18 protein-coding genes are annotated in these 23,553 nt (G+C 47.9%); 6 read left to right on the top strand and 12 right to left on the bottom strand.

Annotated features, from left to right (window positions below; genetic code table 11):
• Both B3D59_RS13345 and B3D59_RS13340 read right to left on the bottom strand, forming a co-directional pair.
• Window positions 1-3,904: PAS domain S-box protein (locus B3D59_RS13345; protein ID WP_286820322.1), on the bottom strand; the 3,904-nt coding region annotated here is incomplete at its 3' end.
• Between the two features lie 94 nt (window positions 3,905-3,998).
• Complete coding sequence (locus B3D59_RS13340; RefSeq protein ID WP_286820321.1) at window positions 3,999-5,027, bottom strand: response regulator; 1,029 nt, start codon at window positions 5,025-5,027, stop codon at window positions 3,999-4,001.
• Window positions 5,028-5,543: 516 nt separating this feature from the next.
• Between B3D59_RS13340 and B3D59_RS13335 the strand changes: the two genes are divergently transcribed.
• The 4 genes from B3D59_RS13335 (at window position 5,544) to B3D59_RS13320 (ending at window position 11,337) form a co-directional block, all read left to right on the top strand.
• Window positions 5,544-7,421, top strand: a complete 1,878-nt coding sequence (locus B3D59_RS13335; protein WP_286820320.1) for a hypothetical protein — start codon at window positions 5,544-5,546, stop codon at window positions 7,419-7,421.
• 46 nt (window positions 7,422-7,467) lie between these two features.
• On the top strand, window positions 7,468-8,973 hold the full coding sequence (locus B3D59_RS13330) for a hypothetical protein (RefSeq protein ID WP_286820319.1): 1,506 nt from the start codon (window positions 7,468-7,470) through the stop codon (window positions 8,971-8,973).
• Window positions 8,963-10,714, top strand: a complete 1,752-nt coding sequence (locus B3D59_RS13325; protein ID WP_286820318.1) for a hypothetical protein — start codon at window positions 8,963-8,965, stop codon at window positions 10,712-10,714. Before B3D59_RS13330 ends, B3D59_RS13325 begins: the two co-directional genes overlap by 11 nt.
• A 140-nt stretch (window positions 10,715-10,854) precedes the next feature.
• Window positions 10,855-11,337, top strand: a complete 483-nt coding sequence (locus tag B3D59_RS13320) for an adenosine-specific kinase (protein WP_286820317.1) — start codon at window positions 10,855-10,857, stop codon at window positions 11,335-11,337.
• Window positions 11,338-11,340: 3 nt separating this feature from the next.
• On the opposite strand, the gene B3D59_RS13315 is transcribed toward B3D59_RS13320, so the two are convergent.
• Complete coding sequence (locus B3D59_RS13315; protein WP_286820316.1) at window positions 11,341-12,447, bottom strand: SO_0444 family Cu/Zn efflux transporter; 1,107 nt, start codon at window positions 12,445-12,447, stop codon at window positions 11,341-11,343.
• A 346-nt stretch (window positions 12,448-12,793) separates the two neighbouring features.
• Window positions 12,794-13,144, bottom strand: a complete 351-nt coding sequence (locus B3D59_RS13310) for an ArsR/SmtB family transcription factor (protein ID WP_286820315.1) — start codon at window positions 13,142-13,144, stop codon at window positions 12,794-12,796.
• 228 nt (window positions 13,145-13,372) lie between these two features.
• Between B3D59_RS13310 and B3D59_RS13305 the strand changes: the two genes are divergently transcribed.
• Window positions 13,373-14,287, top strand: a complete 915-nt coding sequence (locus B3D59_RS13305) for a TIGR01777 family oxidoreductase (RefSeq protein ID WP_286820314.1) — start codon at window positions 13,373-13,375, stop codon at window positions 14,285-14,287.
• Window positions 14,288-14,349: 62 nt separating this feature from the next.
• Here the strand turns inward: B3D59_RS13305 and B3D59_RS13300 are convergent, their stop codons facing one another.
• From B3D59_RS13300 to B3D59_RS13270, 7 genes are all read right to left on the bottom strand, one after another.
• Window positions 14,350-15,033 carry a rubredoxin-like domain-containing protein gene (locus B3D59_RS13300; RefSeq protein ID WP_286820313.1) on the bottom strand — a complete coding sequence of 228 codons (684 nt, stop codon included), beginning with the start codon at window positions 15,031-15,033 and terminating at the stop codon, window positions 14,350-14,352.
• 38 nt (window positions 15,034-15,071) lie between these two features.
• Entirely contained in the window at window positions 15,072-15,818 is a 747-nt protein-coding gene (locus B3D59_RS13295; RefSeq protein WP_286820312.1) for an N-acyl homoserine lactonase family protein, read from the bottom strand.
• Between the two features lie 28 nt (window positions 15,819-15,846).
• Window positions 15,847-17,829, bottom strand: a complete 1,983-nt coding sequence (locus B3D59_RS13290; RefSeq protein ID WP_286820323.1) for a hybrid sensor histidine kinase/response regulator — start codon at window positions 17,827-17,829, stop codon at window positions 15,847-15,849.
• Window positions 17,830-17,992: 163 nt separating this feature from the next.
• Window positions 17,993-19,159 carry a cysteine desulfurase NifS gene (nifS, locus tag B3D59_RS13285; protein WP_286820311.1) on the bottom strand — a complete coding sequence of 389 codons (1,167 nt, stop codon included), beginning with the start codon at window positions 19,157-19,159 and terminating at the stop codon, window positions 17,993-17,995.
• A gap of 36 nt (window positions 19,160-19,195) precedes the next feature.
• Entirely contained in the window at window positions 19,196-19,780 is a 585-nt protein-coding gene (gene nifU / locus B3D59_RS13280; RefSeq protein ID WP_286820310.1) for a Fe-S cluster assembly protein NifU, read from the bottom strand.
• A gap of 134 nt (window positions 19,781-19,914) precedes the next feature.
• Window positions 19,915-20,724, bottom strand: coding sequence for a TIGR02757 family protein (locus tag B3D59_RS13275; RefSeq protein ID WP_286820309.1), 810 nt, complete (start codon window positions 20,722-20,724; stop codon window positions 19,915-19,917).
• A gap of 102 nt (window positions 20,725-20,826) precedes the next feature.
• Window positions 20,827-21,810 (bottom strand): calcium/sodium antiporter, encoded by a 984-nt coding sequence (locus B3D59_RS13270; RefSeq protein ID WP_286820308.1) that lies wholly within the window; start codon window positions 21,808-21,810, stop codon window positions 20,827-20,829.
• Between the two features lie 222 nt (window positions 21,811-22,032).
• On the opposite strand from B3D59_RS13270, the gene proC reads away from it, so the two are divergent.
• Window positions 22,033-22,884, top strand: coding sequence for a pyrroline-5-carboxylate reductase (gene proC, locus B3D59_RS13265; RefSeq protein ID WP_286820307.1), 852 nt, complete (start codon window positions 22,033-22,035; stop codon window positions 22,882-22,884).
• Between the two features lie 92 nt (window positions 22,885-22,976).
• On the opposite strand, the gene B3D59_RS13260 is transcribed toward proC, so the two are convergent.
• Window positions 22,977-23,330: a DVU0772 family protein gene (locus tag B3D59_RS13260; protein WP_286820306.1), complete on the bottom strand. Its 354-nt coding sequence runs from the start codon at window positions 23,328-23,330 to the stop codon at window positions 22,977-22,979.
• Window positions 23,331-23,553: the final 223 nt, after the last annotated feature.

Here is a 23,553-nt window from a genome sequence, read left to right as displayed (position 1 = left end):
CTTGTCCATTTTCGGCAATCCTGTAATCAATTCCATGATTGGCCAGCAAGTCTGCCGCTACATCCTGATTGATATCATTGTCTTCCACGATCAACACCCTGGCGGTTTTCAGTCTGGCTGACGTCTGAATTATTTTGTTTTGCCGGCGCATTGATCTGCTTTCCCTGGGAATTTTTCCTTCTTTTACACGCATGATGGTGTCAAACAGGGTGGAGGGCATGATCGGCTTGCTTAAAACGTCTTTGATAATCTCTACGCTCTTGGCCTCATGCCGGAGGTTCACGTTGCTGTAAGCCGACACCAGGATGACCATGGGCGCATGTATAGAGGGTTCATTGGCCTGCATGGTACGTGCAATGTCGATGCCGCTGGCATTGGAAAAGGAGTAGTCCAGGATTATCAGATCGTAGGGCCGGGTGTGATTTTGCTTTTCTAATAATTGGTAAGCTGCTTCGGGGGAGTCTGCCAAATCGGCTGTGAAACCAAATCCTGTCAGCATCTCGAAAAAGATAGATCGTGCCGTGACGTTGGCATCTGCCACCAGGATATGCAGTGGTGCAGCCTTTCTTATAGGGCAGGCCAACTGATCGACGTTAGGCTGTTTTTCAAAACAGGCTGTAAAGAAAAATGTGCTGCCCGCATCAGGCGTGCTTTCCAGCCATATCCTGCCGCCCATCATTTCTGTCAGGCTTTTGGAGATGGCCAGACCCAGTCCGGCACCGCCGTATTTTCGGGTAATGGAGGTATCGGCCTGGCTGAAATGCTTGAAGAGTTTTTTCTGCTGTTTCTTTGTCATGCCTATGCCGGTATCGCGTATGGCAAACTGGAAGGTTACCGCCGTCTCGCTTTCTTTTGAAACGCGTACGGAGATAACAACTTCCCCTTTTGGGGTAAATTTGACTGCATTGTTTCCAAGGTTGAGCAACACCTGCCCCAACCGAAGCGGGTCTCCCACAAGTGCCGTGGGCAGGGTGGAGGGCAGATCAAACATCAATTGAAGTCCTGCTTCCTGGGCTTTTAAACCCACCACGTCGGCAATGTGGTCAAAAATATCCTCAAGGAAAAAGTTGGTATACTCCATATTCAGCTTGCCGGCCTCAATTTTGGAAAAATCCAGAATATCATTGAGAATGCCCAAAAGGTAGTCTGCCGAGTGGTGTACCTTGTCGATGTAGCTGCGCTGCTTTTCGTTAAGATCTCCTTGCAGGGCCAGATATGACAGGCCGATAATCGCATTCATGGGGGTACGGATTTCATGGGACATATTGGCCAGAAAATCGGATTTTGTCCGGGTGGCTTCTTCGGCTGCATCTTTGGCCTGTGCCAGTATCCTTTCAGTTTCTTTACGGACGGTGATCTCTTCCATAATGCCGTCAATGGTGACTATCCGGCCGTCGTCATCCAGGACGGCATGTTCGGAAATGAGTACAATTCGTTTGCTGCCATCCGCATGTATGAAAGAAAGCTCAACCTCGTGGGAATTAAATTCGTTTTGCAGGAAAGTCCTGAAGGCTTCTTCTTTTTTCCGCTCTCCGGGAACCCAGTTGAAGGCATCCTGCCATGGTTGTCCCTGGACATCTTCTCTGTTTAAACCGAACACGGAGCTTACCCCTTCACTCATAAACAATATTTCCCCGTCCGGTTTATGACTGAAGACGACAAACCGTCCACCGAGTTCTTCCACCAGCCTCCGGAATTTGGCCCGGCTTTCCCGGAGCTCGTTTTCCATGGCCTTGCGGTGGGTGATATCAATAGCCCAGCCCAGGATTGCCTGGCTGCCTTCGTAATCATAGTGGTATGCAAATGCCATGATATCAATTGGTTGCCCATCTTTGTTTCGAAGCTGCGTTTCAAAATTTAAGACCTTTCCGTCCCTGTTAAGCCGGTCAAGAAAACGCTGCCTGCTTTGGGGATCAACATAGGCATTTATCGTCTTTTCTCCGGTTTTAAACCCCATTTGAACCATGCTGGGATTGCTGAATTTTACAACACCATCAACGGAGATAGCCACACCAACAGGACTTGTGGCAAGTATGTCTTTGAGCCGTTCCTGTTCTTTGGCGACAGCTTCCTCCACTTTGATCCGTTCGGTTACATCACTCATGACGGCAACAAATATCGGTTCCCCATTGACAATGTCCGTATTGAGGGCAACTTCCATGGAAAATTGAGATCCATCCTTTCTCCGTGCAGGCACCACGGTCTGCTTGCCGATGATTTTGGCGATGCCGGTTTCAAGGTAGTTGCGAAGGTACGAGTTATGTTCACGGCTGTAGGATTCGGGCATCAATATGTTAATGCTTTTGCCTATAATTTCCTCTTTACTGTAGCCGAATATCTTTTGGGCTGCCGGGCTGAACTCATTGATGTACCCCTGGCCATTGATAACAATGATACCGTTAAACGCCGTGTCAATAATGCCGCGCAGGTAGGCTGTGCGCTCCTCAACGGTATCCTCCAGATTTTTTTTAGTCTTTTCAAGTTCCTGCCGGGCATGCTCAGCCTCAGAGATGTCTACAAAGGTTTCCAGCAGAAGCAATTGGTTCCCTTTGTCAATAAAAAGAGCGGACTTCATGATTGGGATAATTGAACCGTCTTTAAGCAAAAGCTTTCGTTTCGACATATCCCTGGATTGATTTAAATCCAGGAGAGGACAGTGGTTGACTTCGGATGGACATGTCAGCCTGTGACACACATGGCCGACAAGCTCATTCTTTGAATACCCTGTAAGCTTTTGGGCATGTTTATTTATATCAACAATCATCCTGGTTTCCGGGTCAATTAACATCACCCCCGCCTCTATGGCGTTGAACAATTGCCTGAGGTATCTTTCGTTTCTGCCCATCTCTTTGGATTTGTTGATAATGGCTTGTTTTGATTGATCAATGCGTTCAAGCATGCGGTTGATACTGACACTTAGGTCATGAATTTCATCCTTTCCTTTGATAAAGATGGGAGCTGCGTCCTTAGATAAATCATCGCGTTGGGCAATTTGATACATGAGCGATTCCAGTCGTTTCAGAACTTTTTTATGGAGGATAAAATAGACCAAAAGACTGAACAGCAAAATTGCAAAGGTAAAAATTGAGAAAAAGAAATTTGCTATATTTTGACCCTGTTGGGAAAAAATTGGGTTTGTGGCGACTTTTATCAGAACCGAAGGCGTCCCTTTGATATCCAAGATGACCCCAAACCCTTCGGAACTGTTCTCGTCTCCATGGGAAATAAATACCTTATCTTGGGATTGTATGGCTTTGACCCATATATCCTTTTTTTCACCCAGCGGTACCAGGGTCATGTCTGAACCCAGCAATGAGGAAATCTCATTTTGCATTGCCTGTGATACAATACGGACAAACATGATGGTTCCCATGGCTGGGCCTGCAACTTTGCTGGTCAGGACCGGTCTCTTTGCGATCATTACCAGTTCACCGGTTTCAAGCGTGAGCATCCCTTTCTGTTTGTCCAGGCTTTCAGATAAAGAAGGGCTCTTCATCGAGATTTGCCGGAAAATGTTATCGGCAAGAGCTTTGTCAAACTGTCCGTCGTGATTAACGCCTTGCAGGTAAATGAGATCTCCTTGTTTGTTCTGGAACACCACACACACCAGAGACTGGTCAAGGAACGTATCAATGAGAAGGTTGGATTGGACATATTCCGGGGTTGGGGTTTGCACAAAATCATAGGAATCATCCCAGTTGGCCCAGTCCATTAACAGTTTGTCCAGATCAACGAGTTTGATGCCCAGTGCGCCTCTGGCAGCATTCACCAGAAATCGCGCATGTTCATCTTCAAGCTTTTGGAATCCTTTTTTGACGATGAATTCCGAGGCAAGCAGGTGAAATAAAATGAAAAAAGATATCACCACAAGAATAGACAGTATGGAAAAATTACGTAGCTTCAAGATTCTCCTCGATTTTAATTTGTTCTCATCTTTTTCTTGACGCTGTTAACCCCGAAGGTGTGCTTTATCTTGTTGTCTATTTTTTTCCAAACCCTTAATCCGGATCTGCCTTGAATTTAGCAAGCTCAACGATTTCATTCAGATGCGCCATAAACACGTCCACTATCCCAGGGTCAAAATGTTTACCCGACTCTTCTTTGATAACAGCCACAGCCTTTTCAAAGGGCCAGGCTTTTTTATAGGGCCGTTTGCTGACAAGGGCGTCAAAAACATCCGCGACAGCAACGATACGACCCACAAGAGGAATACTCTCCCCCTTAATGCCCCTGGGATAGCCCGTGCCGTTCCATTTTTCGTGATGGGTCAACGCCACTGTCCTTGCCATATTCAAAAGGGGATGATCATGTTCTCCTATGATTCTGGCGCCGATTTCCGTATGCTGCTCCATGATGGCTCTCTCTTGGGCATCCAATTTTCCCGGCTTGCTGAGGATATTGTCCGGAATGCCGATTTTGCCGATATCGTGCATGGGTGAAGCATTGAATATCAACTCAACTTCTTCGGCACTCATACCGACTGCCGTTGCCATGATTTTGCAGTAATAACTCATGCGAATGACATGCATGCCCGTTTCGTTATCTTTGTATTCTGCCGCAAGGCCTAATCGGCGAATAATTTCAAGCCTGCTTTGATTCAGCGCTTTTGTTCGTTCATGAACCAGATGTTCCAGTGCCTTGTTTTGGTCATACAGGTTTAGATGCGTTTTCACCCTTGCCCGGACAACCGGTGGACTGACAGGTTTTGTTATATAATCAACTGCGCCCAGTTCAAATCCCCGGGCCTCATCCGTGATTTCATCCATTGCGGTGACAAATATGACAGGGATATTTTTCGTATGAAGATCGCGCTTTAGGCGCTTGCAGACATCATAGCCGTCCATGTCAGGCATCATGATGTCCAGCAGAATGATGTCCGGTCTGAAACGCGATGCAATTTCCAGTGCTTTGGCCCCGTTGTTTGCCGCTTTTAAGTTGTAGTCGGACAGGATGTTGGTCAGGACGGTGATGTTCTCCGGAACATCATCCACAATGAGAATGGTAGATTGATACGCGCTTTTTGTCATGTTTTGTTCCCCGATGAAACATAATAACATCTTTTTTTTATTCTATTTAAAATACGCCAATTGCACAATTAAAACTTGCCGGTAGCTTCAGTCCGTTGACAGGAGCGTCCTTTATCTTTTATCAGGCTTTTTATTCCCCGCTAAGGACCTCTTTTTACCTCCTGGCCGATTTTTCGAGCGAAAAATTATCCGATTGATGATTCTAATACCATTATTTATGGGAGCCGGATTGCCAAGGGGTTTAGTAATGGAAATTCATTAAAATTCACCGGGGTGAACAGACGCCCCGAAAAGGTTATGCGCCTTTGGGATTGAAAAATCAACGGTTTTGACAATGAATATGCCGGTATCAACAATAGGCATGTAGAAGAGCTTCTTTGGGTAAAATCCTTTTTTCCTTTTCTCAACTCTGTTTTTTCAGTTACTTATGTGATATGTTTTTTTGCTTTATCAGAATGATAATGATAAAAATACGGCAACAAGAATAAGGCTACTGCTTAAGGAGAATTACCCTATATGGGACGTTTAAATGAATTTGAACTGACACTTAAAAAGGTTAGCGACAGTCCATTAATCTACAAGGCACAGATCCCTTCGGAGTGCACTTTTTTCCAGGATGTCCGACGCTATCAGAGCGTTGGTCCCCAGATGGAAATCCGGATTATTCCGGTGAATGGGATGATCGAGCTTGATCCGGACATGGAGCCCGTATCTTTTAATAAACTCACCGGGTCCGAACGTAAAGCCCTGGTTGACTATCTGACGGTTCGTGTTGCCAGAGGCGACAATATTGGTTATGCCTGGGCCTTTTTCCGCTCCTCGGATAAAAAGAAAACCCTTGTGGCCTACGGGGGCAACGTGGTGCATAATGACACCTATCTGGGTAAGGAGCATGTAACCGCCCTGCTTTCGACGCTCCAGCAGCAAAAGGGCATCAGCACAATGAAACGACGCTTGTTCCCCTGGATTACCGCTGGGCTGCTTATCTCCCTGACCGTTCTGGCCGGATTCAAATATGGTCACCTGGTAAAAAATATTCCCATTCTCCGCAGCATTGGGCAGGATTCGGGCCCGGAAATGCGCTTTTACCAATCCGTCTTTCCCGATTTGCATGCCTGGCTCCAGGGTGGAACGCCGGAACAGAAGGATGTGGCTAAAAAGCTTTTAAAAACCGAATATGTTTCGTCCATGCTTCATACCATGGCCCTGCGCGATTACCGCCTGGAAGGTGAGCAGGGCATGGATCGGGGCAACAGGCTGATCCTGTTTGTATACTTCAACTATAACAGTCAGGTTGAAGAATTGATCCGCTCCGGCAGGGAAATTCTGGCAGGCACTGAATTCATACGCCTGGCACGGATTTATTCAACCATGCAGTCCGGGTATGCCTCAAATATTTTCTATTTCAAAGTCGGGGATTTAAATATTAAGGATACTGAAATTTCCAATTATATGAGGCAGAACATGATCAGCTACCAGGATTTTAAAAAAATCCGGGATGAAAATGCCTTTGCAGAACTCATGGCCAGTGATCGCATCAGTTACAAGATGAAGGGCTTTTTGGAAAATGTCTACACCTTTACCCCCCTTCGCATTGATACAAAACTTAACGGTAAATCCTGGTACCTGCTCACCCGGAACAATAGTTCCGGAGACCTCGATTTTGCAGCTTTCTTCCATCAGGACAGTGCCACCCTGGTCCCCAAACGCATTGGACATCTGGTGCTGGCGGATAAGGGGCTGCCTTCGGACATGGCCTGGTATGCCTTAGATGACAGGCAGGCAGGGGAGCTGAAACTGTCGGACAGTGCCCTGACCTATTTCAGTACGGAGACCGGCCAGACCAATCAGCTTGGTATCATTAAAGAGCGGATCAATGCCCTAGACCTTTCCAGGGTGCCCCAGGACCGGATTAAGATCAGCGTTCACCGGGAATTGCTCATGGGAGATGCAAAGGGGAAATACGGCATCCAGACCAATGATCCCATCACAAGCCTGGTGCTGTCCAATCTGATTACCAGATCATCCTTTGAACAGGAGGCAAATGTTTCCCTAAAGCGGGATCCCATTCAGTTTAATACAACATTGATTCAGCTCTCCAAAGACGACAGTTTCTCAGTTCAGTCCGTGACCATCACACCCGGCACCACCAATATCATTCGCTTGTTTGAGCCCTTGGACAGTTTTAATGCAACGTTTAACGACGGGACCTCCACCACCTTTGAGAAGGCCAGTGTAAACTTGTTCAACCCTTTTACTTTTATGGTATCCAGGGATAGCATTGTTTTATGTTTCCGTCATGACATTACGGACATGACCATTGAGGCCAACGACGTGGAGCTTAAAATCGTAAAGGCCAAGGACGGAAATTACCAGATTGTAAAAATCCCATAAGTAATGTTTTTTATGAAATCAGTATCAAGGAGTTTTATTTAACCATATGTTTAACAACACAGACCGGCTTTTGAAAATTCAGAACGCCATTATGGAGATTGTCCAGCAGCTTGCCGCCCTGCCGGCCCGGCAGGCAGAGCGGGTAGGCAAGGTCATTGACCGCTGCCAACTATGCCTGAAAACGGCGCCCGACACGGATATGCCCGTATATATCCACATCACGGGCACGGACAAATCCTTTAAGACGAGCTATCTTCTGGATTTGTTTGACAATGACGCGCTTCGCAAACTGTTTGCGGTCAAGCAGCGCAACACCTCGGAGAACACGGCGGTTCCCTGTCTTGTGGAACCCGTCTCCTGGACCGACGAGGTGGTGGTCAGCCAGATCAGCATTTCTACGGGCAATGTGATCCGGGACCGGTTGACCCAAGAGCAGTTCAATCGGTTGTATGATCTCTCCTCCGGGGCAGAACCGGATGATTATCTCATCCGGGTGGCCGTGCCCGAAGACCAGACCCCCATGACCTTGCCGGCCGTTGAATATCCGGGTATTAAAGAGGGGGCCGATGCCATTGAATTCCAGAAGGAGCGCCATGAAAAGTTCCAGGCCAATATGCTGGACTGCCTGGAGCGTTATCCCGGTATTCTTGTGGCCTGTTTTCAGCACAAAATCGCCATCCCCCCGGGTCACCCCCTGGATGCCATTCTCAAAAGATACCGCACGGTACTGGAAACCACCCACACGTACCAGAAATTGCCGTTAATTCTCTCCCTGCAGGGGGACAGTGCCGTGGCAAGCTATTGCGGCAACACCAATGTGGAGCAGGATCTCGAAAGCGATTTCAAAAGCTATAAAGCCTTTGAAACCGTGGTACAGCTGGTCAACCCCTGCAACCGAGAATACCCGGTGAGCTTTATATCCCCCGGCCCCCACGTGGATAACTGGATTCGGAATTTGTCCCGGTACAAAAGCTTGCGTGAAATCAAAGACGAGATCAAAAAGGACGGCGGTGTTGCCTGGTCCAGGCAGATGCTCGGCGATATCTGCACCACCTCCAATATCAGAAACGCCCTTGAAAATATGTTTCTGATGCCCTGGATCAGGAAGGCTGAAAAGGTGCATACCGAGGCTGTTGACCTGCTCTATGAAATTGAAAGCTATGATGAGGTGGCCGATGTCAAAGAGCGCATGCGCAAAGCGATTCTCAACGATACCTACCAAAGCCTGCGGCATTTTTTCGACCGGGAGATCAAATATAACGAAGACGGGCTGATTCAGGACCACAGAACGTTCTGGACCGCCATCTTCACCCAGTACCTGGACCAGTTTCTGGCCGACACCCGCAAAAGCCAGGCCATTGCCGATGTTTTGTGGAAAAACATGCTCCAGCGCCTGGACTCGGAAAACAAAGGTTTTCTAAGTGCAGCGGAAAAGGATTTGCCTCACATCATCATGAACATGGCGGAATTTTACGTTCCCAACATGCTGGTGCGTGGTGAGTTTACCCTTGTTGAAAAACGTATTAAAGAGGATGACCAGCATGTGGTTTAACCTGTTCAAAGGAAAAAAAAAGGAAGTGGACCAGTTCCAGATGGAGCTGGAGGATGACGGTAAACTTTACTATGAAACCATTGCCGGTCGCACCCCAAGGGACATCCAAAATCACGAGGAATATATTCTTTTCATTGATTTCGGCTCCTACCGGACCAGTGTTTTGTGTTGGCCCTGCAGTTTTGGCCGGGATAAGATTACCGACTCATGGCAGTATGTGGTCCACGGAGACTCGGATGCCCAGGGCGGATTCCCTTCGGCCTTTATCAATCCGCCTTCGGGTGATGAGCGTGACTTTGCTTTTGTACCCAGTATGGGTGAAGAGCATGTCAGCTCAAGCCAGATTGTTAAAAGCGCCAAATATGAATTTGCCTCCAAATTTGCTGCTTACAGGGGAGATGTGCCCCAGTTCAAGCTTTATATCAAAAAAATTCTTGAACACAGTTTTAAGTACATCACTGAGCCGAACAAGGATCGGCCCTGGAACGGCCCTGCCATTCCGGTGATCACGGAAATCCGGGTTACGGTACCGGACCTGTTCATTGAAAATTTAAGAAACGGATACAAGGAAAATATTTATTCCGTGTGCATGAACCTCTCCTCGGACCGGAAATGGAAATGGCTTTTTCCAAGTGATCTTAGACATTTGCGAAAAACTTTTGTCAATATTTCTGCGGATGAGAGCGGGGCGTGCGAGTTGTATTTTCTAAATCTAATCAAGTTGTTACCTTTCTGGGACCTCTCCGCCCAGAAAGACCGGTTGCCGGATTTAAAGGAAGTGGACTTTATCTTTTCTCAGGCAGCCCAGCGTGACCCCAATGCCGAAAATCTTCAGTTTGTGGTGTGCCATATTGACATTGGCGGGCTAACTACCGATGTCAGCGTTCTTCTGGCCAATACCTACCAGGACCCGGCCCTTGGCATCACCACTGCCCTTAACCGCAAGGAATCCTTTTCCGAAAGAAAGGCCGGAGAATATTTTGCGGAGACCTTTGCCAATAACCGCTCTCCGGAGGAAACCGGTCCCTGGTGGGACAATGACCGATTCCTTGGAAGAGATTTTTCACGGTTTCTGGAAATGTTATGCGGCAAACAGGCGGGCTTGCTCAATGAATGGCGCAAGGACAGAAATTTGTCCGGCATCTATTTTCTGATTTCAGGCCGGCCCACCAAATCGGAAAAGGTCAGAAAGGCCATTAAAAAGCATATTCTCAAGGAGTTTAACAAGGATGAACTGCTTCTTTTGCCCGAACACTGCCTGTTTATGGCTGAGTACCGGCATGTGGGTAAAAATCCCGAAGGCGAGCGCTATGCCAAGAAAATATCCCATTTTGAAAAATTAATCACCCTGTTAGGTAATGTATACACCCTTTATGACGGGTATGAAATTTGTGTGAATGACCATAAATATTATATTTCAATGGACACGGATACCAGGACCACTAACCAGATGGAGGTGCTTCCCGGGCGAATTTACAATATGGAAGAGTTTGAAAATTACAAGAAATCGGCCGAGCACAACAACGTCAACCATCTGGCCTTTACCCGATTTCCGGCAGGGGAAAACAGCACCCGGTTTCTTACGGTCAAAACCATTGCCCGACAGACTGCCTTTCCGGTCATCCGGGTCGCCCAGAGCGGTGACGGCCAGGCATGGATCATGCCGTCCCTTATGATCACCAATTTAGAGCAGAATGACCAGGCCTTTGATCTGTCATGGGGTGCCTTGTCACTGGAATAAAGTCAGTGTTACATAGTTAAGATGATTTCATAATACCACGAAGTTCACGAAGAACACGAAGTATAGTACTCTAAAATCTTCGTGAACTTCGCGTCCTTCGTGGTAAAACAAAATACCCAATCCCAAGGAGGCGAGATATAATGGAACTTATCAGCGTAACCATAGAAAATCCCGAAGAGCTCAATTTTATTCTGGGTCATTCCCATTTTATCAAGACAGTTGAAGATATTCATGAGGCCATTGTCTGTACCGTGCCCAACGCCAAATTCGGCGTGGCGTTTTGTGAGGCTTCCGGGGAGTGTCTGATACGTCATTCCGGCACGGACGAACAGATGCTTGAACTTGCAAAAAAGAACGCCCAGGCCCTGTCAGCCGGCCATACTTTTATCATTTTCATGAAACATATGTTCCCCATCAACATCGTGAACACCATCCAGGCCGTCCCCGAGGTGGTGCGAATTCATTGCGCCACAGCCAACCCCACCCAGGTGATCATGGCCCAGACCGACCAGGGCAGAGGCATTCTGGGGGTGGTGGACGGTTTTCCTTCCAAGGGCGTTGAAACACAAGACGACATTAAAAAACGCAAAGATTTGCTAAGGGTGATCGGCTACAAGCTGTAAATTTCACCTGTGATCGTGGTCGTGACCGTCCTGGCGCTTGAACAGGCTTCGTACCAGAAGCGCTGCCAGAATCAGGCCTGCGGTCAGTTCAAGGCCGTAGGGCACTACTTCAGAGGCTTTTCCCATTACCACGGACGGCTGGATGGCAAGCAGTCTGTAAATCAGGTCGAGCAGGGCACCCATTGCCAGGGCGCAGATGGATATCATACCAAGATAGATCACCAGGGCCCGGGTGCCGAAAATGTTTTTTACCACCCCCATGGTGGCGGCATTGGTGGCCGGCCCTGCCAGCAGGAATACCAGGGCGGCGCCCGGGTTCAATCCTTTCAGGATCAACGCTGCGGCAATGGGGGTTGACGACGTGGCGCACACATACATGGGGATGCCGGCAACCAGCATGACCAGCATGGAGAGTAATGAATTATTCTGGCTCCATGTGCTGATACCGGAAGGAAAAAAGAATGTAATGAAGCCGGCAATGATCACCCCAATGGTGAAAGGTTTGGCAATATCGGTGAGAAGGTCTCCAAAGGCAAAGTTAAATCCTTCTGCCAGGCGCGTTGAAAGGGGAGCTTGATCGACTGTTTTGCCGGCGGCATCAACGCATGCCCCGGAACTACAGCTGCAGGAGGGTCCCGGTGCGCGACCCTGTGCAAAAAAAGGTTCCTGTGTGATGGTTGTTTTTTTTTGATCCCGGCTGCTGAATATATTTTGGGTAATGCCGGTGGATATGGCTGTGATGAATCCTGCAATGGGCCGCATGATGGTCATTATAGGATCCAGCATGGCCCAGGATAGGGCAATGGAGTCCACACCGGATTCCGGGGTGGCGATCATGAAGGCCATGGCGGCGCCATCATTGGCGCCCTGTTTTTTTAAGCCGGTGGCCACGGGGATTACCCCGCAGCTGCACAAGGGAATCGGGATGCCGAACAGGGCTGCGAGCATCACCGGTTTCACCCTGCCTTTACCTAAATATTTCTTAATTTTGTCTGCTTTGAAAAATACGTAGAGCAGGGCTGCCACCAAAAAGCCGAAAAGCATAAATACCGATACATCCAGGTAAACATGCCAGACTTCAAGAATAATATTTTTTATTGTGATTATCATGGTTTTGTCCTGTTTTTATTTTTTTGCCGAGATATATAATTAAGTCTCTTTTTATTACTTGAACATATGAACTATTGTTCATATGTTCAAGTAAAAAAGTTTTGTTGGTCCTAAAACCCGGACCTCTCAGAAAATAAGCATAACAGGGTGTCATAACAGCCATGGGTTGAGCCTGGGTGTAATATAGCGGCATTGGTCATATTTTAGGCCATCCGAATTTTTGGTAGGTTGGGTTGAGGAACGAAACCCAACGCCGATAAGTTGTTGGGTTTCATTTCGTTCAACCCAACCTTCGCTGTGGCCGATGTTATGACCAAGCCCAATATAGCAGGTCGGACAATGCCCTTTAGTGGGAGATATGCTCAATGCTCATTTGAAGCAGTGAACGGACATGGTCGTCGTCCAGGGAATAATATACCGTTTTGCCCTGGCGTCGGTTTTTAACGATTCGAAGGGTCCTTAGGACCCGAAGTTGGTGGGATACGGCAGATTCGCTTTGTCCGCACAAGACTGAAAGGTCACACACACAGTGTTCCCGGTCAAGAAGCGCTGTGACAATTTTGATCCGGGAGGCATCTCCCAGTGCTTTAAATATTTTCGACAGCCCCAGGATGGTGTCGGGTGAGGGCATCGTTTTCAGCGTTTTTTCCACATCTTCGGGATTGATGCATTTCTGTGAACAAGTATCCATATCCATATATGTCAGCCGATTGGTTTGCAAAAATTATTAATGCCCCATGAGTATAATAAACAATGGCTTTTCGCAAGAAACTCTTTAAAATAATATGCAAGCCTTTTTTTTGAAAGTGGGGATCAAATAGGGGGGCCGTGACTGCATTGCTAATCATTCCGGCCTAACTTTTGCGTGGTTGTGTTTTGCATAGTTATAATGATTTGTTGACAACAAACGAAAGGAAGTGAACAGATGAAAACTGTTTTAATCACCGGGGCCTCGGGCTTTGTGGGACAGGCACTTGCACAAAAATATCTGGATGCGGGTTGGCAGGTAAACGGCATCGGCACTTCGTTAAACCATCCGATGGCTGATGCGTATGATAATTTTTTATGGACCAGTGCGGATACCTCTTTGCCCGGGCAGTGGCAGGATCTTGTGGCCCAATCGGATGTCATCGTTAACCTGGCGGGCAGAAATATTTTTAAGCGCTGGACACCGGCGTACAAAAAAGCCATTTATGATTCCAGAATTCAAACCACAAAACATCTGGTGGATGCCATGCCCGACACCTTTCATGGACAGTTGCTCAATGCCTCTGCGGCAGGCTTTTACGGTGACCGGGCAGATACACCTTTGACTGAGACACAATCGTACGGAACCGGATTTCTGTCCCGGGTGTGTCGAGACTGGGAAGCCCAGGCCCAACGCGCCACATCAAAGGGGGCAAGGGTGGCGATTATGAGATTCGGGGTGGTTCTTGGTTCAGGGGGAGCCCTTACCGTCATGTCCCGGGCCTTCAGGATGTTCGCGGGTGGGCCTTTGGGATCAGGGGATCAGTGGTTCCCATGGGTTCATCTGGATGATCTGTCCCGGGCGGTCTTCTTTCTAATGGAACATAATGCCCAGGGAATTTACAATTTCACAGGGCCGGTCCCTATCCGGCAAAAGGCGTTTGCCAAAGAACTGGGCCGGGCATTGAACCGTCCGGCAATCATGCCGGCACCGGCTTTTTTTATCAGGCTGTTTATGGGGCAGTTTGGGGATTTGTTGCTTTGCAGCCAGAAAGCGCTTCCGGCAGCTCTGGAAACAGCCGGCTTCCAGTTTAAATATGACACTGCGGCCAGCGCGTTGACACAAATATTTAAAACGAGACACAGAAAATAACGGATCTGATAAAACACCCGGGGCGCAAACGGTTTTGCCGATCTCCGGGTGTTTTGCTTTTTTTAATCCTTGAACACCAGTTTCCCGCCGATGTATCCGGCCACGCCCGCTGCGGCAAGCATCAGCACGTTAATCATGACAAATAGCCAGGCACCGGAGGAGTCCAACACCTCCGGATTCACCAGATACCAGATGATTGATATAATGCAGCATGCTGCGGTTACCGCTGCAGAGAGGATTTTTATTTTAAATATGGGGGTTTGCGCCTGATTATATTTTTTCTTCCACTCAAGAAAGCCTGTCAACCCAACCAGAGGCAGGGCAATAAGCACGAATACCAAGTTGATAAAGCCGGCCTTTAACATCATATCCGAACCGGAAAACCAGGCAAGAATGATCAGGATTGCGACCACTGGGATGACCCCGTTGGGCAGGTGAACCGACATTGGATGGGCATGGTGCTCCAGCATCAGGTCAGCCGCTTTTTCCCGGTAGACAACCGCACGATCCCACTTCCCTGAAGGTGATGCACCCTGTGTTTTGGAATGGTTTGGGGCAGGGGGCTCTTTTGGGGGAGCCTCGGTTTTGTTTTCATCTGGAGCCGGCTCAACCTTGGGTGTATCAGCGCCTGATTCCTCTTCAAACGGCACAAACTTATCTGCGGAGACACCGCACACCGGACATTTTTCAGGGGGTTCGTCTCCTGTATGAATGTATTTGCATACAGAACATTGCCATTTTTTCATTGATTTTCTCCTTAATGGTTTATTATCTCTTTAGTCATTCAAATACCAATGGGATCGCCACAAGCAAACCGGGGTTCATGTAAAGGGATAAGAATGTCCGCCTCTTTTTTTACCTGTACCATGATATCATAGGCCGAATAGACATCCACATGGGTGCCCGGCGGGATGACGTCCATTTCCATGCCTTTGATTTCCGGCGGGGGATTGTAGTTTTCTTCAATGATGCAAAAGCCCGTAATGGCGGCTTTGCCCTTTGGTGTATCAATGAATACGGTCAATCCCCCTTTGGTGTGTACCGGCGTATGTTTAACACTGATACCGTCAACAATGGGGCCGTCTTCCTTTACTATCCGAATTTGTCCGTTTTCCTCTACATCCTCTATATAGTCTTCCAGGTAGCGGTAATCTAAGGGGTGCGGGTTATGGATAGATTCAAGTTCTTGCTCATGCACATAGAATAAGGCGTTTTCACACTTATAGTCGTTTTCGCAATGATCATTGTGCAAATGTGTATGGATGACAATATCAATGTCTTCGGGTGTAAGCCCGTGTTTCTTCAACCCCTGCTCAAAGGTATATATTTTCCCGTTAATGGCCTTTTCTCGTTGCTCAGACTGGATGGGATTCATTTCGCCGGTGTCTACCAAGATATTTTTGTCCCCGCCCTTGATTACCCAGCAGAAAATGGGAATTGTATAGGATTCACCCTGACCGTACTGATAGGTCATCATGCTTTTGTCAAATACTTTTGTCCCCATGGCAACGGGGTGGATCGTATAGATCATTGTATTCCTTAATTCTATGGGTTTGTCTTCAGGCACTGAATACGGATTCAATTTTTTCCGACAGCTTGGCAATGTCAAAGGGTTTTAATAAAAAATCCCGGCATCCGTTGTCGATCATTTGTCGGATCTCTTCTTTCCGAGCAAGCCCGGAACAGACCAACACCCGCATGTCCGGCTTCAGATGCCGTACGGCATCATAGGTCTGGACCCCATCCATACCGGGCATGACGACATCTAGAATCATCAGGTCAATACCTTTGACATCATTTTGAACGACGGATACGGCCTGGGTTCCGGCTCCGGCAACAAGTACCTCGTAGCCAAGGGCTTCAAGCATCTCTTTGCAGACTTCTATCACCTCTTTTTCATCATCCACTAACAGTACCCGGCCCTTGCCCGAAACAAGTCGGCCTTTATTCTCGGTCGAAGGCAGGGCGTGATCTGTGTACGTCCGGTCCTTTACGGCGGGTAGAAAAAACATGAATACACTGCCCTTGCCGGGGGAGGATTCTACCTGAAATGCGCCCTTGTGGGCTTTGATAATCCCGTATGCTGTGGCAAGCCCTAATCCGGTTCCCCGGCCCCGGGCCTTAGTTGTAAAAAAGGGATCAAATATGCGGGAAAGGATCTCCTTGTCCATACCTGTGCCGGTGTCTGTCACACAAACCTTGATATATTCTCCGGCTTGGTCAAGACCAATTTTTTGGGCCTCCCGGCTATCTATGACAACATTTTTGGATTTCACCACAATCCGACCGCCTTTGGGCATGGCATGCCACGCATTGACAAACAGGTTCATCAGCACCTGATTGATCTGAATTTCATCCACCATTATGGGCCACAGCCCTTTCTCCAGTTCCTGGCGGATGATGATGTCTTTTCTCGTGCGGCCAAACATTTTGGCTGAGGTCTTAAGCAGATAATTTATATTTATGGGGGTGCCTGCCGGCCGGCTGTTCTTCCTGGAGAAATCCAGAAGCTGACGCGTCATTTCAGCGCCGTTGTGAACATATTCGTCAATGTTGGAAAGGCGTTTATATTCCTCTGATTTACTGTTAAACCCAATTTTAACCAGGGAGGCATACCCCTGTATACTCATAAGAATATTGTTGAAGTCATGGGCAATGCCGCTGGCAAATGTACCGATGGCTTCCATTTTCTGGGCCTGGCGAAGCTGGGTCTCAAGCCGTATCCGGTCGGTGACATCCCTGGCCACGGCATAAATACCATTGAAATCATGGGTAGATCCGATATCCGGCGGGGTAAGAACAGAGGCCTTCATCTCCATGAATGCAAAGGCGGAATACGTATCATATCTGTTTTCTTCGGCATGGGCTTTTTTAAAGCGCAGGTTCAGCGCAATGCTGCAACCATGGGACAGATCCCGGGTGGGGCAACCGCCGGCCAGAAACAGCCGGGACAGTTTGCAACGGTCCTCTTCGTGGAGGATTGCGTCAAACGCAGTGCCTTTCAATTCCACGGGTAAATATCCTAGAATGATTTCAAACTGTTGATTGGCAAAAGAGAAGCAAAAGTTCTCATCCAGGGTGAAAATCAAATCTGGTGAATTGTCAATCATGTACTGGTATTTTTTTTCAGAGGCCTTAAGGCGGGCGGCGTAGGATTTTTTTTCGGCAATCAGATGTCGCTGGACAATTCCGTTTTTGACGGTTTTAATCAATTCAGCAAATTCAAAGGGTTTTTTCAGGTAATCCCAAGCACCCTGTTTCAGGGCAGAGACCGCGGACGCCACGGAGGCGAATCCGGTCATGATAATGACAAGGACTTCGGGGTCCAGTTCAAACATCCTGGCCATGGCCTCATATCCATCCATATCGGGCATAGATATATCCATCAGCACCAGGTCAAATTTTTGTGTATTGAACAAGGTGACCGCCTGCAGGCCGTCATAAGCATAAAAGACGCGAAAGCCTTCGCTGGTCAGGCATCTGCTAATGCTTTCAACAATCCGCTTTTCATCATCAACAACAAGGATCTGTTCAGGTCTCATACTCAAACGAGTCTATACCCTAATAGAATTTAGCATTGCTTTACCGGTTCAATCGTATCCGAACACCAACTCCTATTGTGTATAGGATGAAGGCAGCTAAAATGTCAACCTGACTGCTTAAAAACCTTCACAAAAAAACACCCTGCATTTATAAATTTTGTAATCACACAACTTTTCCGTCTTTCCAGAATGGCGACATCTGTCGCAGTTTGTCGATGGCCGGGATCAGGGTCTGGACGATGGTGTCCATTTCCGCTTTGGTATTGTAGTGGGACAATGAAAACCGAATGGTGCCGTGGGCTGATTTAAAGGGCACCTGCATGGCCATGAGCACATGGGATGGATCCAGGGACCCCGAGGTACAGGCAGACCCCGAAGATGCGCATATGCCTGCCTGGTTCATCAGCATGAGGATGGATTCTCCCTCAACGGCATCAAAACCGATCGACAGGGTGTTGGGCAGACGGTTTTCCCTGTCCCCGTTCACGGAGGTCGCGGGGATGGCCTCTAAAAGCCGGGTCTCAAGGTAATCCCGGATTGCTCGAACCTGTGTATCCATCAGGGCAAGATGCGCTTTTGCAAGTTCACAGGCCTTGCCCAGGGCAATGATGGATGCCGTGTTTTCCGTGCCGCCCCTGCGGCCCTTTTCCTGATGACCGCCAATGAGGAAAGGCGAAAACTTGATTCCCTTTTTGATATACAGTACGCCGATACCCTTGGGCGCATGAATTTTATGCCCGGACAGGGAGAGCATGTCTACTCCCGCAGCCTTAACGTCAATGGGAATCTTTCCCGCGGCCTGAACCGCATCCGTATGAAACCAGATCCCTTTTTCCTTTGCTTTTTGAGCAATTTCGGCAATGGGAAAGATCACCCCTGTTTCATTGTTGGCCCACATGACGGAGATAACGGCGGTATCATCAGACATGGCCTTGTAAAGGGTGTCAAGGTCAAGACGGCCCTTTTTGTCCACCGGCACAAAGGTCACCTTGTACCCCTTGTTTTTTTGTAGGTGGAAACAAAGATTTCTGATGGCCGGGTGTTCAACTGCCGTGGTGATGATATGTTTTTTCTGCGGGAATGCGCTGATGGCCGCGTTAACGGCTGCATTATCGCTCTCAGTGCCGCAGGCTGTAAAAATAATCTCACCGGGATCTGCATTGATCAGGTCCGCCACCTGGGTCCTGGCTTGTTGGACTTTTTTATTGACCATGTCTGCGAAGCCATACATCGAGGACGGGTTGCCATAAAATTGCCCTAAATATGGCAGCATCTCTTCGATCACCTCATCAGCCACCCGGGTGGTGGCATTATTATCCGTATAGATCATATCAATCTTTTTTACCCCATCGTTGCAATGTTGTGGTTAATCTGCTGCCGAAGATGTTTCCATGGATGCCATGGTTTTGTGGACAATTTCTTCAATTCTATCCAGGCATTTGCCGCAACCGCCGCCTGCTTTAAGATAATTGGTCACATCCTCCGTATTCTCAAGGCGATTGTTTTTAACTGCATCAATAATTTCAAGATCTGTTACATCAAAGCATTCGCATACCATGTCTCCCGGTTTTTCAAGGATCTGAATCCCGCGGAAATTCGCAATGGCTTTTTTTAAGGCGGCCTGGCCCATGACCGAGCAGTGCATTTTTTCTTTGGGCAGTCCGCCCAGGTAATCGGCAATGTCGTCATTGGTTATTTTAGCTGCATCGTCCAGGGTCATGCCCTTGATGATCTCAGTTAAGGCCGAGGATGAGGCCACGGCAGACGCACAGCCAAACGTCATAAAAGATGCATCAATGATTCTTTCATTCTCGTCTACCTTTAAATAGAGCTTAAGTGCGTCACCGCAGCTTAAAGAGCCTGTTTCTCCAATGGCGTTGGCACCTTCAAGCTCTCCCACATTCCTTGGCTTCAAGAAATGTTCCATAACCTTTTCCGAATAATTCCACATATATGCTCTCCTTTTATCCTGTAAAGTCACCCTTGTGACAGGATTAGTTTCCTTTTAAAAAAATACTACATCGTGGTAGCTTGTCAATCGGGGTTGAAAGTTTTCCTTTGATCAAAGGCGGCAGTTCCAACCCTTTATACATGATAATCATCGTCCTTTAAAAACCGTTTCAATTCAGACATATCAAGTCCGTCTCGGATTCCGAACCGGGTCAGGCAAAAATCATATTTCACCGGGTCATCCGGGCTGACCCGTCTGAAGCCTTCGGTGATCTGGGCGGCGCAGACCCCGTCGGCACTGCGGCGTTTTGTAAATCCAAGCAAATGTCCGATTTTAAACATGTGCGCATCTACAGGACAGGTCAGGGCCGCGGTCGGCACATTGGACCAGCCCCCCGGATCCACCTGATCTTTACGTACCATCCACCTTAAAAACAGGTGACTGCGCTTGCAGGCAGAGGTTTTTCCGGGATCAGCCAGAAGATGACCGGCACCCCCCGCCTGCAAAACCCGTCCTCTGATTCTGACCAGTCCTTCAGACAGATCTGTCCCTTCCGCATGATTCATCGTAAAACAGGCACCCAGGGATCCGTAATCGGCAATAACAGCCTGGATTCCCATGATCAGTGCGCTTAAGTGATCTCCTGTGGCAAACCTGTATTTAAAGTTTTGAAACATGGCGGCGAGGTTTTTCGGATCAGCATGCATTACAAACCCGCGGAGGTCAGGCCCCATCTTATCAAGCACAGCCGACACGGCCTGCATGATCATGGCCACCCGGCCATAGGCAAGACTTGAGGCAATAATCCCTGCAATCTCCCGGTCCCGGACATCCGGATAGTTGTAAAGAAACAGCAGTGGATCAGGATCAACATACTGTTTCCGGTTATATGTCGAATAAAGCTGCTCCAGCTTTGATGTCAGTTTTTGTACGCCAATTTTCATATCAACACATTTAACGAAGCCGCCAAAATATTGGGGAGAGATCCTGCAACTTTGTGGCAAAAAGAAAAAAGATCAGCTTGACTGATTTAACCGCGTTTACTCTCACCTTTTCAGTATCGGACAGACCAGGTAAATCGTATAAGCGATGTAAACCGCTAACAGCACAAGCCCCTCTACCCTGTTTATTCGCCCCCGCCTTCCCCTGAAGCCAAATCCCATAATGAAAAGGGATATGGTTAATCCCGTCATCACCGCTGTGTCCCGGAAAAGGGCTTCGGCAGGGATTTCAAACGGACGAATGACACCGGCGATTCCCACAACCGCCAATGTGTTGAACAGATTGGACCCTAGAATATTACCAAGGGCAATATCGTACTCTCTTTTTTTCACAGAAATGATCGAGGATGCAAGTTCCGGAAGAGATGTTCCCAGGGCAACAACGGTAAGGCCGATGACTATATCGCTGACACCTAAAGCCGTTGCAATTTGCACAGCTCCCCAGACCAGAATCCGTGAACTGATGATCAGAAGAATCAGCCCGGTAACGAGCCATAAGAGAGCCCTGCCCACAGTTTTTTTGTCTGAATTCAGCTCCCGCTCCATTTCCATGCCCATGGTATCGGCCTTCTGACGGATACCTTGCTGGAGGGTCCAGAGTACGAGCCCCAGAAAAAGTAATAGCAGGATAATCCCATCAATCAAAGAGATTTGAAGGTCTGTTAAAAGAAGAATGGAAAGACCCGTGACGATTGTAAGGATGGGTAGTTCTTTTCTTAATATATTGGAGTGAAACATAATCGGATTGATCAGGGCGCTAATCCCTAAAATCAGTCCGATATTGGCAATGTTTGACCCGTAGGCATTCCCTATGGCAATACCAGGACTGTTCTCCAAGGCGGCAAGTGCGGAAACCAGCATTTCCGGGGCTGATGTGCCGAAACCGACGATCACCATCCCGATCAGCAGCGGCGGTACGCCGAAATGCCGTGCGGTGACCGCAGACCCGTTAATAAAGCGCTCTGCACTCCAGACCAGCAGAATCAGTCCAAAAATCAGCGCCGGTAAAGCAACAACAATTTCTCCCATGCAGCCTCTGTTTTCTTTTTAAATAATGATTTTTTATTTTTTTACTTAAGCTTTCAAAATATCAGACTCCAAAGCTCGTGCAAAGTGTAATGCTGTTTTCTTGCAAAATTCAATGAAATCTCAGTGGCTGTCTCATGCCGGGATGACATTTGCCTTGACACAAATTCAGGCTGGGCCATAGTATAGGCTCCTTAATATTACTTCAGCCCAAAAGGAGACAGAATGCTTCAGGATAAAAAAATAGGCTTCATTGGAAGCGGCAACATGGGAGAAGCCCTTGTCAGCGGGCTTGTGTTGTCCAAGGCAGCCAAACCCGAAAATATCATCTGCTCGGATGTTTTTCCCGAAACGCTCAAGCATATTCACGAAAAATACGGCGTGTTGACCACGACCAGCAATATTGAAGTCTGTGAAAAATCAGAAATCATTATCTACGCCACTAAACCCCAGATTCTGGGTTCCGTGCTCAAGGAGACGGCACCAGCTCTGGACAAATCCAAGCTTGTGATTTCCATTGCTGCGGGCGTGCCCTTGGCCGCCATCGCCGCAGGCCTTAAAAAGGAACTGCGCCTGATCAGGTCCATGCCCAATATCTGTGCCTTTGTCAAAGAGAGCGCCACAGCGATTTGCGCGGGGCAGTTTGTCCAGGAAGGGGATGTGGAGATGGCCCGGGCGGTTTTTGATTCCGTGGGAAAAACCGTATTTATACAGGAAAACATACTCATGGATGCGTTCACCGGATTAAGCGGGTCAGGCCCGGCCTATATTTTTACCATTGTGGATGCCATGGCTGATGCCGGCGTAAAAATGGGGCTGTCCAGAAAAGATTCCCTGTTTCTATCCACTCAAACTGTGTTGGGTGCGGCACGCCTGCTTCTTGAAAGCGGGGAACACCCGGGCCAGCTCAAAGACAGAGTGGCCTCTCCAGGGGGAACTGCCATTGTCGGCATCCACACCCTGGAGCAGGGGGGGCTTCGCACGACCCTGATCAATGCCGTTGAAGCCGCCACCAAGCGCTCCATGGAACTGGGCGCGATGATGGTGAAGGATTTTATCAAAAACGCAGAAGATTGATTAAAAAGGAACCGGAGGATGGTAAGGAGGGTTCATCTTCCGGTTCCCGGGAAAAGGAAACTTAACGCAGGTGGTTATACATAGATGTCGGATTAGGCGTCAAGTTCCTTTCTAAGCCACTCTCTGACTTTTCCTTCCACGGCATAAACGCCTTTGTATTTGCCGATACCCTGCATGAATTCCGAGGCAACATCCTTGGGCAGATCAAAAGTGCCAAGTTCTTCGGAATCAAACCCTTTTCTTCTGACAAGGGTCAGAATGGGATTTTTTTTCCAGGTGTTGATAACAAAATAGACGGTTTCATTATTATTATCCCTGGAGTTATAGTAGCTCTGGGAACGCAAAGGCCCCCATTCCAGATGCAGGGCAATGGCTTCTTCAGGGGTCATTTCCCAGTCTACCGAATTTATCAGGTTATAGTTCTTTTTTATGTCGTTGAGTCTCATATAAGCCTCCTGTTTTTTGCAGTTAATCTCAAACTCTGTATATTTAAAAAGCAAGTCTTGTGCCAATTTGTAAGCTTGTTGTGATGTTGTGTAATAATAAATAGTTATCTCTGTATTGAGGGGGAGGTGCTAAATGACACATGCGAAATGATACAGAAAAGAGACAGCCTCTTTGATACAGTTTTGTATCTAAGAGGAGCCCCGAGGGTCGCGAAGTCGTCGC

This window comes from Desulfobacter sp. UBA2225 (assembly GCF_002348205.1).
Classification (GTDB): Bacteria; Desulfobacterota; Desulfobacteria; order Desulfobacterales; family Desulfobacteraceae; genus Desulfobacter; species Desulfobacter postgatei.
This window is presented reverse-complemented; position numbering and strand designations above follow the sequence as displayed.

Excerpts from the sequence above, each read along its gene's own strand:
- B3D59_RS13270 (WP_286820308.1), bottom strand. The coding sequence starts at position 21,810 with ATGGGAGAAATTGTTGTTGCTTTACCGGCGCTGATTTTTGGACTGATT.
- B3D59_RS13260 (WP_286820306.1), bottom strand. The coding sequence starts at position 23,330 with ATGAGACTCAACGACATAAAAAAGAACTATAACCTGATAAATTCGGTA.
- B3D59_RS13310 (WP_286820315.1), bottom strand. The coding sequence starts at position 13,144 with ATGGATATGGATACTTGTTCACAGAAATGCATCAATCCCGAAGATGTG.
- B3D59_RS13290 (WP_286820323.1), bottom strand. The coding sequence starts at position 17,829 with ATGAGACCTGAACAGATCCTTGTTGTTGATGATGAAAAGCGGATTGTT.
- B3D59_RS13305 (WP_286820314.1), top strand. The coding sequence starts at position 13,373 with ATGAAAACTGTTTTAATCACCGGGGCCTCGGGCTTTGTGGGACAGGCA.
- proC (WP_286820307.1), top strand. The coding sequence starts at position 22,033 with ATGCTTCAGGATAAAAAAATAGGCTTCATTGGAAGCGGCAACATGGGA.
- nifS (WP_286820311.1), bottom strand. The coding sequence starts at position 19,159 with ATGATCTATACGGATAATAATGCCACCACCCGGGTGGCTGATGAGGTG.
- B3D59_RS13295 (WP_286820312.1), bottom strand. The coding sequence starts at position 15,818 with ATGATCTATACGATCCACCCCGTTGCCATGGGGACAAAAGTATTTGAC.
- B3D59_RS13335 (WP_286820320.1), top strand. The coding sequence starts at position 5,544 with ATGGGACGTTTAAATGAATTTGAACTGACACTTAAAAAGGTTAGCGAC.
- B3D59_RS13325 (WP_286820318.1), top strand. The coding sequence starts at position 8,963 with ATGTGGTTTAACCTGTTCAAAGGAAAAAAAAAGGAAGTGGACCAGTTC.
- nifU (WP_286820310.1), bottom strand. The coding sequence starts at position 19,780 with ATGTGGAATTATTCGGAAAAGGTTATGGAACATTTCTTGAAGCCAAGG.
- B3D59_RS13275 (WP_286820309.1), bottom strand. The coding sequence starts at position 20,724 with ATGAAAATTGGCGTACAAAAACTGACATCAAAGCTGGAGCAGCTTTAT.
- B3D59_RS13300 (WP_286820313.1), bottom strand. The coding sequence starts at position 15,033 with ATGAAAAAATGGCAATGTTCTGTATGCAAATACATTCATACAGGAGAC.
- B3D59_RS13315 (WP_286820316.1), bottom strand. The coding sequence starts at position 12,447 with ATGATAATCACAATAAAAAATATTATTCTTGAAGTCTGGCATGTTTAC.
- B3D59_RS13330 (WP_286820319.1), top strand. The coding sequence starts at position 7,468 with ATGTTTAACAACACAGACCGGCTTTTGAAAATTCAGAACGCCATTATG.
- B3D59_RS13340 (WP_286820321.1), bottom strand. The coding sequence starts at position 5,027 with ATGACAAAAAGCGCGTATCAATCTACCATTCTCATTGTGGATGATGTT.
- B3D59_RS13320 (WP_286820317.1), top strand. The coding sequence starts at position 10,855 with ATGGAACTTATCAGCGTAACCATAGAAAATCCCGAAGAGCTCAATTTT.